This is a genomic window from Stappia taiwanensis, from assembly GCF_014635285.1.
Classification (GTDB): domain Bacteria; phylum Pseudomonadota; class Alphaproteobacteria; order Rhizobiales; family Stappiaceae; genus Stappia; species Stappia taiwanensis.
In genome coordinates, this window is sequence record NZ_BMCR01000005.1 from 32,122 (window position 1) to 48,596 (window position 16,475).

Here is a 16,475-nt window from a genome sequence, read left to right on the forward strand (position 1 = left end):
GTCCGTCGGTCACGACCGGCGGACCGAATGTTCGCCGGCGATAATCCCCCGGATGAGCGCGGCCACAGCCCGGTGGGTTTCGGGGTCTTCCCCGAGCGCGGCCGCATTTTCATGGGTGGCCGCCGCATCCTTGAGGATGCCGACGATCTCGCTCTCAGGCAGCAGCTTGTGATCGCTCATGGCAAGCAACAGGGATTCGCAGATCGCCAGCGCCGCCATCCCGGAAATTTCGTTCTGTTGGGGCATCACGAACCATACTCCTGGCAAGAGCGACGACGGCGTTCACCAGACCAGTTCATTTATCTAGCCATATTCGCACAATTTAAATTATGCTGCACTGATCGAGCTTGATCCAAACCGCTTTCTTTTCGCGTCTTCCCCTTTTCTCTATAAAAAATACAAGGGAGGATTTGTTGACCGGAAGTCTTAAACTCCCTCTGGTCCGTAAGCTTGGAGCCTTCGTCACATTTTCCGAAGACGAGCTTTCCGTTCTGACAAGTCTGTTGCAACGCCGCCGGACCTTCGCCGCCGGACACGACCTGATGCGCCAGGGACAGGTCGACCAGACCGCATACATTCTGATCGACGGCTGGGTCTGCTCCCACAAGCTGCTGCCGGACGGCTCCCGGCAGATCGTCAACTTCCAGATCCCCGGCGATTTTCTCGGGCTGCGCAACGTCCTGCTGCATGCCTCCGACCACAACATCGAGCCGATCACCCAGATCGAGGTTTCCGAGGTCCTGATCAGCGACCTGCTTGAGGTATTTTCCAGAACCCCACGCCTGGCAACCGCCGTCCTTTGGGCCGCCTCCCGCGACGAGGCGATGATCGTCGAACACCTGGTCAATCTCGGTCGGCGCGACGCCTCCCAGCGGATGGCGCATTTCCTGCTGGAGCTGGGCGCCCGGCTGTCCCTGGTGGGCATGGGAGGCAGCGGCGGCTACACCTGCCCACTCACCCAGTACTTGCTGGCCGATGCGCTCGGCATGAGCGCGGTGCATGTCAACCGTGTCCTGCGCCAGTTGCGGGAGGACGGGCTCGTCACCTTCCGCAGCGGGCATGTCACCTTCGATGACCACGACCGCCTGGTGGAACTGGCCGCCTTCGATCCGGCCTACCTCGATCAGGGCGGCCCGCTGATGAAATAGGCCGTGCCGGTGACGGCGCGCCTCTGGCCGTTTCTCAATCTGGCGCATCTCCCCGACCCCGTGCCTCGCGCAGGCGAAAATAAAACCCCGCACTTTCGCTTGCGCCCATTTCCGGATGCGTGTCGATGACATGGGACAGGCTCGGGATCGACCATCGATCGACCAGCTCATAGCCCAGCGCCGTGATCTCGTCGAGAAACGCCTCCTCATTGCGCATCTGATACGGCACCAGCGCCGGCCCGATCCGCTCCAGCGTCACATGCGGCGCGCCTTTCCGAAACGCCACCTTGTTGAGGATCAGATGCGGCGGCAGGGCTACCATCCGCAGCAGCAACTGCGACACGGGAATGTCGAGATACTGCAACAGCCCGGAGCCGAGCAGCAGATCCGCCGGCCCGGCCTCGCGCAGATCCGTGACGAAGTGGAGCCCCGTCAGCCCCTCGGCTGCGGCCCGCTGGCGGCCGGCTTCGACGATTGCCGGCACGTCATAGACAATCCATCGGTCCGGCCAGCTTGTCGCCAGCTGCGCGCGAAAGGCCAGGTATTTGGTCCCCATATGCCCACCGGCATCGACCAGTGTCCGGATATCGCCTGAAAGCCGTTGCAGCCAAAAGAGCACAGGATAATCCCAGGGAGCGACCCGGCACATCCTGTCGAAGGATACCGGCGCCACTTCCGCATGGTCGTAGCCCGGCATGGCGCCCGCCGCCCGCGCCGCCGCCAGCGCCGTTTGATAATCGGGATAGCATCCGGAAAAGCGCCGGGGACGCGGCAACAGGTAGCGCAACCGTCCGCCAAACGCCTGCAAGGGGCGCAACGAGAACCGCAATCGCCCCACCGCACTGCGCAGCAGCGGCGTGATCGGCCTTGTCGTATGCACTGTCGCCATCATCCTTCCTCCCGGCGAAGCCCGGTCAGGCTTTCGCACCCGTGACACCGCCATCCTTCAGCACCGTCGCCGGCAACGGTGCTTCAATCGCCGTTTTCCGCAAAAGGTAGAGAACCACGGGATAGATCACCGCACCGCCAAGCACCTGCAAGACCAATCCCCAAACTGGCGCCATTGCCGCTCCGTCAGCCAGATAACCAATCACTGAAACGCCGATGGCCATCGGCACGCAAGCAACGAAGATGGAACCGCATCCCATGATCGCGGGCCGCAGATGCAGGCCGCCATAACGGCCTTGCAGATACATCGAGGTGCCCAGCGCAATCAGCGCCGCCACGATCTGCCCCAACGCGGCGGCGAGCACTCCAAACGGCGCGCATAGGACGATCATGACGATGGATACACACCCGTTGAACAGCGCCACCCCCGGCGCCTTGCGAATGGTGCCGGCGATCGAGAGCAGCGGTTCAGTGACGAAACTGGGAACGAGAAAAACCTGCTTGAACGACAGCACCACCACCAGCACCGCCGCCGGCTGCCACTTGTCGCCGAGCAGGAAGGGCACGAAACGCTCCGCCACCAACGCCAGGCCAAAATAGACCGGCAGCGACACCGCCATAAGAATCAACATGAAACGGGTCGCCATAACCCCCAAGGCGGCTGGCGGCTCCTCTTCGCCCGCGGACCTGCCCCCGGCCTTGCGGAAAAGCGTCCAGGCGAGCAGGCGGGCCGGTTCGGCGATGAGTTCGGAGACCGCAGCGACGATGCGCTCGGCCGCACGATAGAAGCCCGCGTCGGTCAGTCCGAGAAAACTGCCAATCGCCAGCGTGCCGGCGTAGGAGCGCATCTGCAGCATGACCCGCAAGAGCAGGATATGCCGGGAATACTCCAGCAGTTCGGCGGTAAAGCCGCGATCGAAGCGGGGGATGAACCACCAGCGAACGGTCACCGCCGCACCGAGCAGATATACGCCCTGCATCACCAGCCGCCCGGCCACCAGCGCATAGGCTCCCCAACCGTTCCACAACCCGCCGATGGCGAACAGAAAACCGCAGCCCTCGGCAAGCAGCCGGATCTGTGCCTGACGACGCAACTGTCCCCGCGAGATCAGAACGCCTTCATAAACACCCGAGAGCGCCGCCGGCATTATCCATAGGGAATAAAGGGCAATCAGCCAGGCCTCCCAGACGCGCCCGAGGACATGCGCCACCCCCCAGGCCGCAACAAGCGCAACCAGGGTGAACAACAGCGCACTGACGGCCGACATGGTCGCCACCTCGTTCTTGCGCTGCTCGCACTTGGCCGACTTGAGCAGAAACTCTCGCCAGCCGCATTCGGAAAACACCACCAGAATCACCGCGAAAGCGGAGGCAAAGGCATAGAAGCCGAACTCTGCCGGCACGAGAATATGGGCGGCGACGATAAACATCGCCAGTTGCAAGGCTTGCGACACCAGCTTGCTGCACAGCGTCCACGCACCGCCCCCCACCAATGCGGAAACCCGAATGCGGCTCAGAGCACGCATCACCGGCCACTTGCGCCAATCGGCGCCTTTCAATGCCCCCCCGCCCCTCATCGGCCTCTGCCCGGATCTGCCGAGCCGCTCCGGCACGCCAACAGGACGCCGTGAACGAAGACCGAACGAGCGGCCTCCGCAAAGCCGCTCACATTCTCGCCGCATCCCCGAGATAGAAGGCGTAAAGATTGGGGTTCTGTTTCTCTCACGATTTCGCGATACTGCCGTGACGGCATGGGAGTCGCCGGCTTGCGGTAGGCGCTTTCGGGCCGGTCAAGGCGACGGTCGGACTGGACAACGGTGGACAGGTTCTTGGACAGATACATGCCGGCAGACAACGAAAAATACGTCATCCGTTGGGTCACAATCCTGTTTTGTCTTGCAATCTGGATCATCGTCGGATGGCTGATCCTGAACTGACCTTTCAGAAGGTCAGCATCCATTGCGGGCAAACAGGACCACACCGACGGTCTTCCAGAGAATGACGATGTCTTTCCACACCGACTGCGTTTCATAATATTCGACATCATATTTGACCCGCTCCCTGTACGATGTGTCGTTGCGACCGGAAATCTGCCAAAGGCCGGTGATCCCCGGCGTCAGCGCCAGGTAATAGTCCGCATCCCGTCCGTAGCGTTCGAGTTCGCTGGCCACCACGGGCCGCGGCCCGACGAGACTCATCTCGCCGCGCAGCACATTGATGAACTGGGGCAGCTCATCGAGGCTGCTGACGCGCAGAAACTTGCCCACCCGATGAATGCGCGGATCGTTCAGGAGCTTGTGCTTTTCTTCCCACTCCTTGCGGCACTCCGGATCGTTGGCGAGCAGCTCCGCCAGCCGTTGATCCGCATCGCGCCGCATGGTGCGAAACTTGAGACAGGAGAACGACCGGCCATCGCGGCCGATGCGCTTGTGGCTGAAGATGAAGGGGCGCCCATCGGCCAGATAGAGAACGGCCACGATCACCAGAAAGGCGGGGGCGAGAAACAGAAGCGCCGAGGCCGACAGAACGATATCCATCAGACGTTTGCCCCGGCCCGGCGTGCCGTGCACCTGCCCGATCCGGCCTTTTGCGGCCCGTCGGGAGGACCTGCCGTGCATTGCGATTGTCTCTGGCATACCGGACCTCGCTTGTTCTCCTTCGAGGCTGCCAGCAGCCCCTGGCAAAAACAATTCACCCAGTTTGACAACGGCTACCGAATAGGAAGTAGGCTATCGCCCCCCCGGCAGACCCGCCGTCTCGAACGGGGGGATCGGCACGGCGCGCGGGGCAGATTGCGCCGCAACCGGGCGGGTCCGCTCCAGCACCTCCGCATAAAGACTCGTCAGCGCCTCGCCCCACGACCGTGATGTCAGCGCCATGCCAGGCGCCGCCAGAAGAGCACTGGCGCTCATATGCCGAACCTTGCCGTCATCGCGAAGAATCTCACCGATGGCCGCCGCCAGCGACGCCGGATTCCCGCTCTTGAACGTCAACCCGCACCCGTGATCGACGATTTCCGGCGCAAGCAGGGCCGCATCCGGCAGGATCACCGGAATACCGCTGCCGACGGCCTCGACAGCGACCAGCCCGAAGGGTTCGGGCACCCGCGAGGCAACCACCACCGCGCGCGCCTTGTTGAGCAGCGGCCCGATCTCCGACCGGGCTTTCCAGCCATGGATCACCACCTCGGGATACTTGCGCTGCAACAGGCTTCGTCCCGCGCCATCGCCAATCACATGCAGCCTTGCTCCGGCCAGGCGCGCCGCGATGGCCGCGTCCTCGAACCCTTTTTCCGGCTCCAGCCGGCCAATGAAATAAACCGCATCGCCTGCCCAGGGCCGCGCCGTCGGCCAGAGAAACGGCTCGACTGGATTGCGGATCGCCCGCATCAGACCGCCACGGACCCCCGCCCGTAGGAAGTAGTCGCTCATGCCCTCATGGATCAGCACGATGTTCGCCGCCTGCCGCCGGACCGGAAAGAACCGCTCCCGCAACTCGTGCCGCGCCAGCCGCCAGGCCTTTTCGTGCTGCCCCCGTTTGTCACAACGGCTGGCCAGGCACCGCACGGACAGCGGCGCGAGGCCGCAGACCGTCTGGGACCGGAAATTGACGAACCCGCCATTCGGACAGGCGAGAAAATAGTCATGCGCATGCAGCACCGTGCGCTCGCGCACCCGGGCCAGGACCCGGAAAATCGACGGCGACAGGATCTTCGACCAGCCATGCACATGATAGATGGTCGCCGGCGTATCATGCTGGGTGATGAACCTGTTCAGTTTCTCCGCAGCGCGCGGGTTGTAGAGCCCCCGCGACAGGGCCGACAGCCGGCTTTGCTCCGTCAGCGGCCGCCCGCCGACCCAGATCGTCTGCCTGGCCGGGGTGAAAGCCCCCTCGCCATCGCCGGCAAAGAAGGTGACCGCACAGCCCGCCGCCTCCAGCAGTTGCGCCGACAGGCAAGCAAGATTGGAGGCCCCTCCCGTCATGATGGAGCGGTCGTTGAGGATGACGATCCTGTCGGGTGTGCGGGTCATCGTCCCTAATCCATCGCCATGATTTTTTCCGGAGACAGCTTTCCGCGCACCAGATCGGCCACGGCGCGCAGATTGCCTTTCAGCCGCCCCCGCCGGTCGACCCAGGGCTCGGGACGCAGCACCCGGGTAGTATTGGCCACGATGTTGCGCGCCATCTGCATGCCCGCCTGACGGGTGCCCATGGTTTTCTTGCGCATCAGATAGACCGGGTTGGCGATTTGCGAGTAGCCGAGCTTCACCCCCGAGGTGCGGCCGGTCTTGGTGCCCAGATGCACCCCGTTTAGCCCGTCCGCCCGCACCGAGCGCCCCGCATGGGCGACCTGTCGGCTGAAATCAACGTCCTCCAGCCAGCCGTAGAGCGGCAGCCGCTCATCGAACCGGGCACCGCTCTGGGCAATCGCCGAAACGCGAAAGGCCATGTTGCAGCCGTAGCCGGAATAAACCGGATGCAAGGCCCGGCCGCGCCCTTCCCAGTCGCATTCGCTCTCGGCCACGATGGTCCGGCCTTCGGCGACGGAGAGCCCCGCGCTGGTGGCCCCGTCAGCGTGTACCGTTCCGGTGCACATCACGATGTCCGGCTCCTCCAGAAAGATCCGCTCAAGCTCGTGCAGGAAGGTCCGTGACATCAGAAAATCATCATCGAGAAACAGCACCACATCGGCGCCATCCAGATGATCGAGAATATGATTCCGCTGGCGGCACAGCCCCCGCTCCGACAGCAGTTGCCGGGTGCGGCAGGGGAGACTTCGCAGTGCCTGGGCGGGCATGTCCTGCCGCGAAGGTGCGCAGAGCACCACTTCATCGGGCAGGCGGACCTGCCGGGCCAGTTCAGGCAAGGTCTCTTCCAGAATGACCCGGCGATTGGAACTGGGGATCGCCACGCAAAGGGTGAGCCCACCGCGTGCCTGCGAAGCCCTGCTCCGAGGCAGATCGAGTGTCGAGGTCATAGGCCTTTCTCCCGCCGGTTCGATCGGCGCGCCCGTACCGGGCGGCGCTCCTTGCGGCTGCGGTTGAAAACAATGCCGATCAGGCTGATCTGGGTTTTGCCGAACAGGGACAGGGCTTCGGACAGCCGGTCGATCGTCATCTTGCGCGCGTCATCCACCACCACGGCCACCCCATCCACCATGGTGCAGATCGAACGGGCATCCGCCGACTGGCCGAAAGCGTCCATGTCGACGATCACCACCTGATAGGTCTTGCGCAGGTCGTCGAGCCACTGGCGCAGGCTGACCAGATGGCCGTAGGAGTAGCGGACCGGGCGCTCGCCGCGGATCCGGCTGCTGGTCAACACCGGCAGCACCGGGCTGCCGACGATGTCCGGCTCCGGCGCCGACGACGACGCCATTTCAGACGCGGCCGCAGCGGCATTTCCATGGGATTGCGCCAGAACAAGCTTCGGACGCTCCCCCCGCTCGCCCAGGGGCGAGGAAACCCGGGCTTCCAGCCCATAGTCGGCCCCATGCTTGGTCGCCAGCAGGCTGAGCGTTCCGGTCAGGAAGTCCGCATCGACGATGACCGTCGAAACCCCTTCGTTGAGATAGACCTGCGCCAGATTGAGCGCGATTGTCGTCTTGCCCTCCGCCTGATCCACTGAGGTGATGCCGATCGCCTTGCCCTTGTCGGAGGAGGTCGCCGTGCCAACCCCGATCGGCGCCTTGATGCTACGCAGGGCCTCGGCGAATTCGGAATAAGGCGCATTGAGCACCGCGCACCAGGGGTCGAACACCCGCCCCCGCCGCCGCAGCGGCAACCGCTGCAGGGCGGGAATGACAAAGGTCCGCGTCGGCAATTCCGGCACGAAGCCGAGCGGCACCAGCCCCAGTTCCCGGCGCGATGCCGAACCGGCGCTGAGCCTGCGGTCCATGGTCTCCCGCCAGGCGGCGATGAAGATGCCGCCGGCAAACCCAAGCATCACCGACAGGGCCATGATGACCGAGGTCTTGGGAGACTCCGCCATCAGCGGTGTTGCCGCCGCTGTCACGATCCGCGCGGTCCCCAGCGGGAATGACTGGTTTTGCAAGGCACCGATCAGTTGCTGCAGGAAACTTTCATACATCCGCCGGTAGGTGGCGGCGCGGCTCTCCAGCTCCGCCAGTTCGATCCGGGCAAGGTTCTTCTCCACATTCTGGGACTTGGAGGCCATCAAATCGGCCCGGATGGACGCCTCCCGTGCCCGCGCGATCTCCAGTTCCGAGCGATAGACATTCTGCATCCGCACGAATTCGGCACGGATCTCACGCTCAAGACGGGCGATTTCCGCCTCCACCGCGACAACCGCCGGGCTGTCGTCGGTGTAGCGGGCCTTCAGCATCTCCCGGCGGGACGTCGCCAGGCGGATCTCATCGCGCAGTTTCTGGACCTGGGCGTTGGTTCCCGGATCCTCGATGGGCTCATCCGCGCTTTCCCCGGACACCAGCCGCGACAAGGTCTCGTAGCGGGCCTCCGCCATCGCCGTTTCCGCATGCGCGGCCAGCAACTGACTGTTGGTCTCAAGGATCTGCTGCTGATCGAGCGGCGAGGCGGTGCCGATCTGCGTGATGCCATTGCGCGCACGGAATTCCTCAACCGCGGTCTGCGCTTCGCGCGCATTCTGGCCAATTTCGACAAGCCGCTCCTGCAGCCAGGACGCACCGCGCCGGGCCGAATTGGCACGATCGTCCATGCCGCTGCGAATGTAGGTGTGGGCGATGGTGTTGGCGATCTTCGCCGCCTTGCGCGGATCGGTCGAACGGTAGGAAATCTCCAGAACATAGGACTGGCCGACCCGTCGCACCTCGACCCGGCTGAGGAAACCCGCCATTGTCTGGCGCATCAGATCGTCTTCGGCGCTGGCCCGCTGGGCTTCCGCCTCGGCGAGACCCATTCCGGTGTCGGAGGCCTCGCCCTGCCCTGATCGGCTCCCGGACAGACCGACCGCCGCCAGGCCCATCCGCAGCCAACGGCGGACGGTGGCGCGCAAGGAGGTGCTGGTGCGCACCTCCGGATCGTTCAAAAGGTCGAGTTCTTCGATCACCGATCGGGCGATGGCTTCCGATTTGACGATCTGCACCTGGCTGGCGATTTCGGCGGATTCGATGATGATCGTTCCGGTGGAAACATCCTGCGAGGCAATCTTCGCCTGCTGCGGATCCATCACCAACTGCGCCACCGCCGAATAAAGCGGTGGCGTGTAGTGGAGATAGACAAGGCCGAGCGTTGCCGAAACAACCGTCGTCAGCGCGAGCAGCCGGAGGTGCCGTTTGAAGAACGCCCAGATGTCCTGGAACGTCACATACTCCCCCTCACCCGACCGAAGACCGTCGAACTGGTCGCCGCTGACGATATTGCTGATACTGTGAATGACCATTGCACTGACCGCCGCTTTCGTCTGAAAAACCCCTGGCTTCAGTTCTGGACCGCCGCCGCGATCCGGTTCCCCTCATCCTCGACAACCGGCTTGAACCGCACCTGCACCACGTCCCCCGGGGACAGAAGGGTACCGGCGGAGGCCTGCACCGGCTCGGCTCCGGGCGCGGAAACGATGCGGTATTCCAGCAGATCGAGCGCGCTGTCGTCGGCCATCTGCATGCCGTTCGCCTGCATGAGCTGAAGGGTCGTCAGGCGCCGGATCCTGAGGTCTTCCAGCTGACTTTCCGCATCCTGCAGGCTGGCACTGACCTCGATCTTCCGCTGCCCCTTGAGATGAACCGCGTCGCGCTCGGTCTCGCTGAGCTTCTGCTTGGCCCGTGTCGAGGCGATCACCATGTCGAGCCGGTTGCTTTGCAGGTCGGCGACCACCCGCTCCAGCGAGGTTTGCCGCGAGCGAACGACGGTCTTCTGGCTCACCAGCCGGGTGATGTCCTCCAACTCCTCCCGGGCAATGCGGATCTGCTCGTCCTGGGTCTTGAGCTTCTCGTCGAGGACCGAAATCTCATTCCGCAGCAACGTCCCCAGATCGCGCAGCGAGGCCATCTGACGTGCCAGGGCATCGATCCGGGTACGGAACTGGATCTTTTCCGTTTCCCGCAGCAGCCCGAGAACCGATCCGGGGGCTGCCTGTTCGAATTCGGATGGGAAAACGATGCGGTCCTGATCGCGGAACTCCGCCTGCAACCGCGCCCGGCGGGCCATCTGTTGCTTGATCTGATAGTTGGTGCGCTGCAGATCGCCCGCATAGCGGATCTGGTCGACATCCGAATACCGGTCGGCAATCCCTGTGCGCCGCTCGCGCCCGCCGGCCAGCGACACCGCCTTCAGGATCGTCAGCCCCGGCGTGTATTCAATCATCCCCGGACGATCGACGTTGCCGGTGACGTAAACCGGTGGGTAGCGCAAGATCTGCACCGTGACCGCCGGCACCTCCTGCAGACCGGTGCGCCGCTGCAACGCCGTGCCGATGGCCTTTGCCAATTCTCCCGGCACCATCCCGGCCGCCGCGATCTCGCCGACCAGCGGAACGGACACCGTTCCACTGACCGAGACGCCGTATTCACCGGTCAGTGCGGTCCATTCCCGGTATTCCCCCTGGGCAACGACCCATTCGACCACGGAAATCTTGACCTGGGTTTCAGGGAGCAGGCGGAAGTCTTCCGGCCCGCTCGCGGCCCGAGAGGGCAGCGCCAACGCAAGGCCTGCAAGGACTGCGAGAACAACACCGGCAAGCCGGCGGACCCGGCCGCACGCTCCCCCCTGGCGCAGCCAGAAGGCCCCTGCCGAGAAATTCCGGTTCATATCCACTGCGGTCACGAGATCCCCCCAAAGCCAACAACAGAACCTGACAGGTTCCATCATTGACTTTGCCGCCAGCGGGTAAATCCCCACCCGTGCAAGTCGTCTTCATCCAAATGGCTGCAACGTTCTAATCGGCTTCCCCAAAAGGACAGGCCGGGAACGGCTTGCTCTTCCCCCTTTGAAAACCTTGACAGCCACCTCCCCCACTCGGGGAATACGGTCACTCCAATGGATAGGCGTTTCGCCCCCATTGCCTCTTTCACCCGGGAGCGGTTCAAAGACACTATCGGCGAGAAAAACCGGAGTGTTACCGATGCGCGTTGCGATCGTACATTACTGGCTCGTGTCGATGCGCGGGGGCGAGAAGGTCCTGGAGGCGCTCTGCGATCTGTATCCGCAGGCCGACATCTTCACCCTCGTCTACGACCCTGCCGCCGTGTCGCAGAAGATCCGCGAACACAAGGTCACCCCCTCGTTCCTGCAGAGGCTCCCCGGCGCCACCCGCCACTATCAGGCGCTGCTGCCCTTGATGCCGTTTGCCCTGGAGAGCTTCGACCTGCGCGGCTACGATCTCGTCATTTCCAGCGAGTCCGGTCCGGCCAAGGGGGTCATCCCGCCGCCACAGGCAGCCCATATCTGCTACTGCCATTCGCCCATGCGCTATCTGTGGGACCACTATCATTTCTACCGGGCGAATGCCGGCTTCCTGCAACGCACCGCAATGCCGCTGCTTGCCCCGGCCCTCAGGGCCTGGGACGTGACCACCAGCGCACGGGTCGACCGGTTCGTCGCCAATTCCCACCACGTGGCCGCCCGGATCGGCAAATACTACCGCCGGGGCGCCACCGTGCTGTACCCGCCTGTCGCGGTCGGCGCGTTCCGGCCCGTGGACCGGATCGAGGATTTCTATCTCTGTGCCGGCCAGTTGGTGCCCTACAAGCGGGTGGATCTTGCGGTCGAAGCCTTCACCCGCATGAAGAAGAAGCTGGTGGTCATTGGCGAAGGGCCAGAGCTGGCGCGGCTCAAGGCCATGGCCGGGCCGACGGTCGAGTTTCTCGGCCATGCACCGTTCCAGGTGCTCAAATCGCATATGGCGCGATGCCGCGCACTGGTGTTCCCAGGCGAGGAGGACTTCGGCATCGTCCCGGTGGAAACCATGGCCAGCGGCCGGCCGGTTGTTGCCTATGGGGTCGGCGGCGCGCTTGAAACGGTCGTTCACAACCGCACCGGCCTTCTTTTCCCCGAACAGTCGGTCGACGCCCTGATCAATGCCATCATCGAATTCGAAACCTGCGAGGGCACCTTCCAGCCCGGAAGCATCCGCACCCATGCCACCCGTTTCAGCGAACAGAATTTCAGCGAAGGCTTCCGCGCCATCGTCGAGGAAGAGCTGAGTGCGCAGGATATGGGGCGGGTTGGTCAACCCAACCCCAGGATCATCACCCCGCCGCCACCCCGGCTGAAGAACCTCGGCGCCATCCACTGATCGCGCCTTCCGGGCTCTGAAAGACCGGCGCAGACGAGACAGCCCCGCAGCGCGGGGCCAGACATCACTACGACCACAGGTCTGGGCAAATGAGATGGGCGCCTCCCTTCGTCAGAGAGAGACGTCATCGGAGAGAGACAAGGGCTTGAGCGGAAGACAGGGGGCATGCCGCGTCACCGGCATCGCCCCCCATTGCCGCTCGGCTCGCGTGAGCGGGAGCCAGGCCGTTCGCTACTGCATGAGCTCCAGCAGCTTGTAGGCCACTTCCGTCCGGTTGGTGGCGTTGAGCTTCTTCATGATGTTGCGCACATGCACCTTCACGGTGCTCTGGCAAAGATGCAGCTCATAGGCAATGATCTTGTTGGCCTTGCCGCGCCGCAGAGCCTCGGCCACCTCGGCCTCGCGCGGGGTGAAGATATCCCCCGGCCCACTGGCGCTTTTCGCCGCGGATTCGATCATCTCCAGCATCGGCAACACGTTGCTTGCCGGCAGGAACACACCGCCGGCCCGGGCCAGTGCGATGGCTTCCGCCGCAACCCCGATGCCCACGCTTGACGGGATGAACCCGCGCGCACCGCATTCGATTGCCTTGAGCATCTGGCACAGGTCTTCGGTATCGGCGATCACCACCACCGGACAGTCGGAAAATCGCTCGACCACGGAGGTGATATGCGCCCGCACCGTCGCGTCATAGGTCGACCCGCCGCCAATGGCGAGCACGATCACCGACGGCGTATCGTCACTGTCCAGCCCCTCCCAATGATCCACCGAGGATACCGGAACAATATTGAGTGATGGGTCGTGTTCCGAAAGGCTCCTCGCCAGACAATCCCGATCCAGCGCACGCCGGTCGATCAGGAGCGCGCAATCACGCGCCTCACCGCCTGAAATCGGAGCCGCCTGCTCCTCAGCGGAGGCACTGCAAAAACTGGAGACCGCCTCCAGTTGAGCTTCGACATCTTTCTGATTTTGGTTCAAGTATTGCGCATCCATAGAGAATACTCCTGGATTGTTTTATTTTGCACAGTCATTTTCTTCTAAAACCGAGGCCACCAACGTGGAAACCCCGCCTCGACCAGGAGGCGCAGGACCGAAAATCACGGTTCGTGAGAGATCATCCGCCCACCGCCACTTCAGTATTTTTTACAGCCTTCGCCGAAAACGCCCATTAACATGGGTTAATAAATGGTGAATATATATAAAAAGACTCTTGTTTTCGACGCAGAATCAGGTATTGGCGATTCGTTCTCTCACCGAACCGTGAACTCCATTCACACGCGCGTGAGCATGCTCAAGATCTCTGGCACCCGCCACATCTCCTTGCAAAATCTCTCGAAGAAACAAAGACAAAACTCTTGTCAGCGGATCTGACATCCGCTGCAATTGGTCAGAATCCGCCGCCATGAGGCTGGCGCTGGCCGCCCTCCAGGGCACCGGAAGCCGCTCGGAGGCGCCACCGCAGCGACGGAAACTTCCCTAGAGGAATATAGTGACATGGTTAAGAAACGAAGCTTCCCGCATCAAGGAATGCCCTGAGATCGGCATGGAGCCGAGCCACCCCTTCCCGGGCTCTGGCCACTGTCGCGCGCAACTCCGTCGGATCGACCGCATTGGTCGCGACCTGATCGATCAGCCCGGCAATCTCCTCAGGTGACGTACGCCGGTCGGAGACAAGAAACGCCTCCCGATGGGTGGAGCGAAAGAACCCCTCCACCTTGCTGTCCCACCCCAGACCGACGACGGGGACGCCCAGCGCATAAGCGGCGATACAGGCATGCAGGCGATGCGCGGCCATCGCATCGAAGCTGTCGATTGTCGAAATCAGCTCCCGGGCGGTTTGCGGGCGAGGCGCGACCTGAACTACCCCCGAGGCCATCATCTTGCGAACGGACGGCACCGCCAGGATCGCCTCAAGAAAGGCCGCGTCCTCGCGTGCACCATTGCAAAACAGGGTGATGCACCAGCCCCGGGTCTCCAGAACCTGCATCACCTCGCAATAATCGCGAATACGCAGCATCGGAATGTCGCGCGCCGGCTTGTCCGCGTGCCGCCGCAGGATCGCCGGGCTGGTCACGCACAGCCCCGCATTGTTGCCGACACAGCGCTCCAGCGGGCGCGGCAGGTCCAGGGAACCCGCCAGCAACCCCGGGTCGGGCACCAGGTGGGGACGCTCGCCTTCGGGGAAGTGGCGCATCCAGTTTTCCCGCGCGATCTCGTCGCGGACCGAAACATGCACCAGATCCAGGTTTCGCAGCCGTCCGAACAGCGCAGCGGCCTCCGACGACCAGGTCCGGCTCACCCCCACCGCATAGATCGCCAGGGGGCGGTTTTGTCGCTGGACACAGCCCAGCACCGCACCGACCTTGAGCGGAAAATTCAGATCGTCATCCTGAAACAGATTGCCGCCACCGACCACCACCACGTCCGCCGATGCGATCCGGGCGCTCCACTCGGGCAACACGGCTTGAAGCCTGCGGTCCAGCACCTTGCGCACCACGAAACGGCGCACCGGCGCCGGCATCCAGCCGAGCAGCGCCAGAACGTACCCCCTCGCCCGGACGGCGGTTCCGACCTCGCTGCGCCCCGCCAGATCGACCGTCTCCACCTCCACATCGTCGCCGCACTGGCGCAAGGCCGCCTCCAGACAGCTGGCAAGCAATCCGTCGCCAAGGTTCTCGCTATGCTTGACGTTGAACAGAACGAGCTTCATTCGCCGCGCCCCTCCGTTCCGCCACCGCTTGCCCAGGCCGCGCCGTTCAAGGGCACCAGAGGCGGCACCCGTGCATCAGTTTGCTGTCGTTCGGTCGCCGAGCGGGACAACGCCGCCGCCCCGCCGGCCAGGAGGTAGGGAAGCAACCCCAGATCGTAGACGGTGCCGGAAATCATCGCGGTCGTCAGGCTCGCGGCGAACCCGGCCTTCGCCGCCCGCACCGCGCGGATCGCGTCCCCCGCTCCCTGATCGGCACCAAGGACACCTGTCGGGGCCATCAGAACGGAACCAGCGAACACCGCGAACAGCAATGCCCCGGCAACCCCGATGTTGGACAGCAGCACCAGCAGAAAACTTGATGCCCGCGAGCTGCCGAGACCGGCTCCGATCCAGGAGGTATCGAGAAACGTCTGGAAGGCCGCCGCGTTCCACTGGAACCGTTCCCGCCCCGACTGGCTGTTGGCCTTGGAGAACAGGATCTCGTCCAGATACGCCTCGATCCGATCGACGAACTGCGGCATCGCGACCATGACAACGAGCACGGCCAACAGCGCGACGATGCCCCCCATCACAAGAAAGCTCGGACGCCCGTTGCGCGGGTTGGTCAGCGAGGCGCCAAGGGACCGGACGCCCAGGAAGCCGACGACAACCACAAGCCCGGCAAGTCCCGTTGCCGAGGTGGACAAGAGCACCGCCAGGAACAGGGCGCCGGCAAGAAGCCCCACATAGGCGTTCCGCAGCCGGTCGAGCCACAGGCTGGCGACCACCGCGAACAGGGCAAGGGTATAGGACGCAAAGGCGGAGGCTTCGGAAAAGGTGCCGGAGATCCGCTTCAGCCCGCCTTTCACGGAATCGGTCAGCATCCCGTAGTTCGCCGTCCGGAAGAAATCCATCAGCCACGCGGTTCCGGAGAAGTAGGTGAGGATATCGGCCAGAGCGAAGGCCAGATCGATGGCGGCAAGCACCAGCATGGCATTGATCAGCGCGGTGACCGAACGTGTCTGCCGAAAGAAGGTGTAGCTGGCGGCAAAACACAAAAGACCGCCGATGGCATAGACCGATTGGGTGATATTGCTCGCGGTCGGCCGCAAGGGCACCATGGATATGAAATTGCGTGAGCCGAACATGCGCGTGACCGATATGGTCTCGGTCATGCCGGCGAACAAACGCGGCAGGAAGATCCCGCTCAATACGCCGAAGACGGTGAGAAGCAAGAGCCAGAAGCCCGGCCCCGGCGGCGCGAAGGCGGAGAAGATCGGCCCCTCCCCGTAGCCCGTGTACATGCGCAGAAAGAAGAAGACGAGAAACAAGTTCGGCACCAGGATGGACGCGCCGCCCAGCGCCGGCAGGCTGATGGCCGCCGCCGTCCCGAACACCGTCGACACAGCCATGAACAGGAACATCCAGTGTGGCCGCCGGCCCATCAGAAGCAGACCGAGTGCAAATGTCAGGATTCCCATGACTTGCAGGCTCATGCCATGATGCTCCCCGATGGACTT

Annotated in this window: 13 protein-coding genes; 2 read left to right on the top strand and 11 right to left on the bottom strand. The window is 63.5% G+C overall.

The window, feature by feature from the left end; translation table 11 throughout:
• Positions 1-9: 9 nt before the first annotated feature.
• Positions 10-246: a hypothetical protein gene (locus tag IEV83_RS12835; RefSeq protein ID WP_181759947.1), complete on the bottom strand. Its 237-nt coding sequence runs from the start codon at positions 244-246 to the stop codon at positions 10-12.
• A gap of 257 nt (positions 247-503) precedes the next feature.
• On the opposite strand from IEV83_RS12835, the gene IEV83_RS12840 reads away from it, so the two are divergent.
• Positions 504-1,148, top strand: coding sequence for a Crp/Fnr family transcriptional regulator (locus IEV83_RS12840; RefSeq protein WP_280514001.1), 645 nt, complete (start codon positions 504-506; stop codon positions 1,146-1,148).
• A gap of 34 nt (positions 1,149-1,182) precedes the next feature.
• Here IEV83_RS12840 and IEV83_RS12845 read toward each other — a convergent pair whose 3' ends face one another.
• The 7 genes from IEV83_RS12845 to IEV83_RS12875 all read right to left on the bottom strand — a co-directional run bounded on the left by IEV83_RS12845 (position 1,183) and on the right by IEV83_RS12875 (position 10,795).
• Positions 1,183-2,037, bottom strand: a complete 855-nt coding sequence (locus IEV83_RS12845; protein ID WP_244628176.1) for a methyltransferase, TIGR04325 family — start codon at positions 2,035-2,037, stop codon at positions 1,183-1,185.
• 25 nt (positions 2,038-2,062) lie between these two features.
• Complete coding sequence (locus tag IEV83_RS12850) at positions 2,063-3,595, bottom strand: oligosaccharide flippase family protein (protein ID WP_181759944.1); 1,533 nt, start codon at positions 3,593-3,595, stop codon at positions 2,063-2,065.
• A gap of 390 nt (positions 3,596-3,985) precedes the next feature.
• On the bottom strand, positions 3,986-4,573 hold the full coding sequence (locus IEV83_RS12855) for a sugar transferase (RefSeq protein WP_244628177.1): 588 nt from the start codon (positions 4,571-4,573) through the stop codon (positions 3,986-3,988).
• 192 nt (positions 4,574-4,765) lie between these two features.
• Complete coding sequence (locus IEV83_RS12860) at positions 4,766-6,067, bottom strand: glycosyltransferase family 4 protein (protein WP_181759942.1); 1,302 nt, start codon at positions 6,065-6,067, stop codon at positions 4,766-4,768.
• 5 nt (positions 6,068-6,072) lie between these two features.
• Complete coding sequence (locus tag IEV83_RS12865) at positions 6,073-7,014, bottom strand: glycosyltransferase family 2 protein (protein ID WP_181759941.1); 942 nt, start codon at positions 7,012-7,014, stop codon at positions 6,073-6,075.
• Positions 7,011-9,416 (bottom strand): GumC family protein, encoded by a 2,406-nt coding sequence (locus IEV83_RS12870; RefSeq protein WP_181759940.1) that lies wholly within the window; start codon positions 9,414-9,416, stop codon positions 7,011-7,013. The genes IEV83_RS12865 and IEV83_RS12870 overlap by 4 nt, the downstream gene beginning before the upstream one ends.
• A 38-nt stretch (positions 9,417-9,454) precedes the next feature.
• Positions 9,455-10,795, bottom strand: a complete 1,341-nt coding sequence (locus tag IEV83_RS12875) for a polysaccharide biosynthesis/export family protein (protein ID WP_181759939.1) — start codon at positions 10,793-10,795, stop codon at positions 9,455-9,457.
• Positions 10,796-11,093: 298 nt separating this feature from the next.
• Between IEV83_RS12875 and IEV83_RS12880 the strand changes: the two genes are divergently transcribed.
• Positions 11,094-12,266, top strand: a complete 1,173-nt coding sequence (locus tag IEV83_RS12880) for a glycosyltransferase (protein ID WP_181759938.1) — start codon at positions 11,094-11,096, stop codon at positions 12,264-12,266.
• A 231-nt stretch (positions 12,267-12,497) separates the two neighbouring features.
• On the opposite strand, the gene IEV83_RS12885 is transcribed toward IEV83_RS12880, so the two are convergent.
• From IEV83_RS12885 to IEV83_RS12895, 3 genes are all read right to left on the bottom strand, one after another.
• A complete protein-coding gene (locus tag IEV83_RS12885) occupies positions 12,498-13,244 on the bottom strand; it encodes a response regulator transcription factor (RefSeq protein WP_244628178.1) in 747 nt (248 codons plus the stop codon).
• A 520-nt stretch (positions 13,245-13,764) separates the two neighbouring features.
• Positions 13,765-14,976: a polysaccharide pyruvyl transferase family protein gene (locus IEV83_RS12890; RefSeq protein ID WP_181759936.1), complete on the bottom strand. Its 1,212-nt coding sequence runs from the start codon at positions 14,974-14,976 to the stop codon at positions 13,765-13,767.
• A complete protein-coding gene (locus IEV83_RS12895) occupies positions 14,973-16,451 on the bottom strand; it encodes a hypothetical protein (protein WP_181759935.1) in 1,479 nt (492 codons plus the stop codon). The genes IEV83_RS12890 and IEV83_RS12895 overlap by 4 nt, the downstream gene beginning before the upstream one ends.
• Between the last annotated feature and the right edge of the window lie 24 nt (positions 16,452-16,475).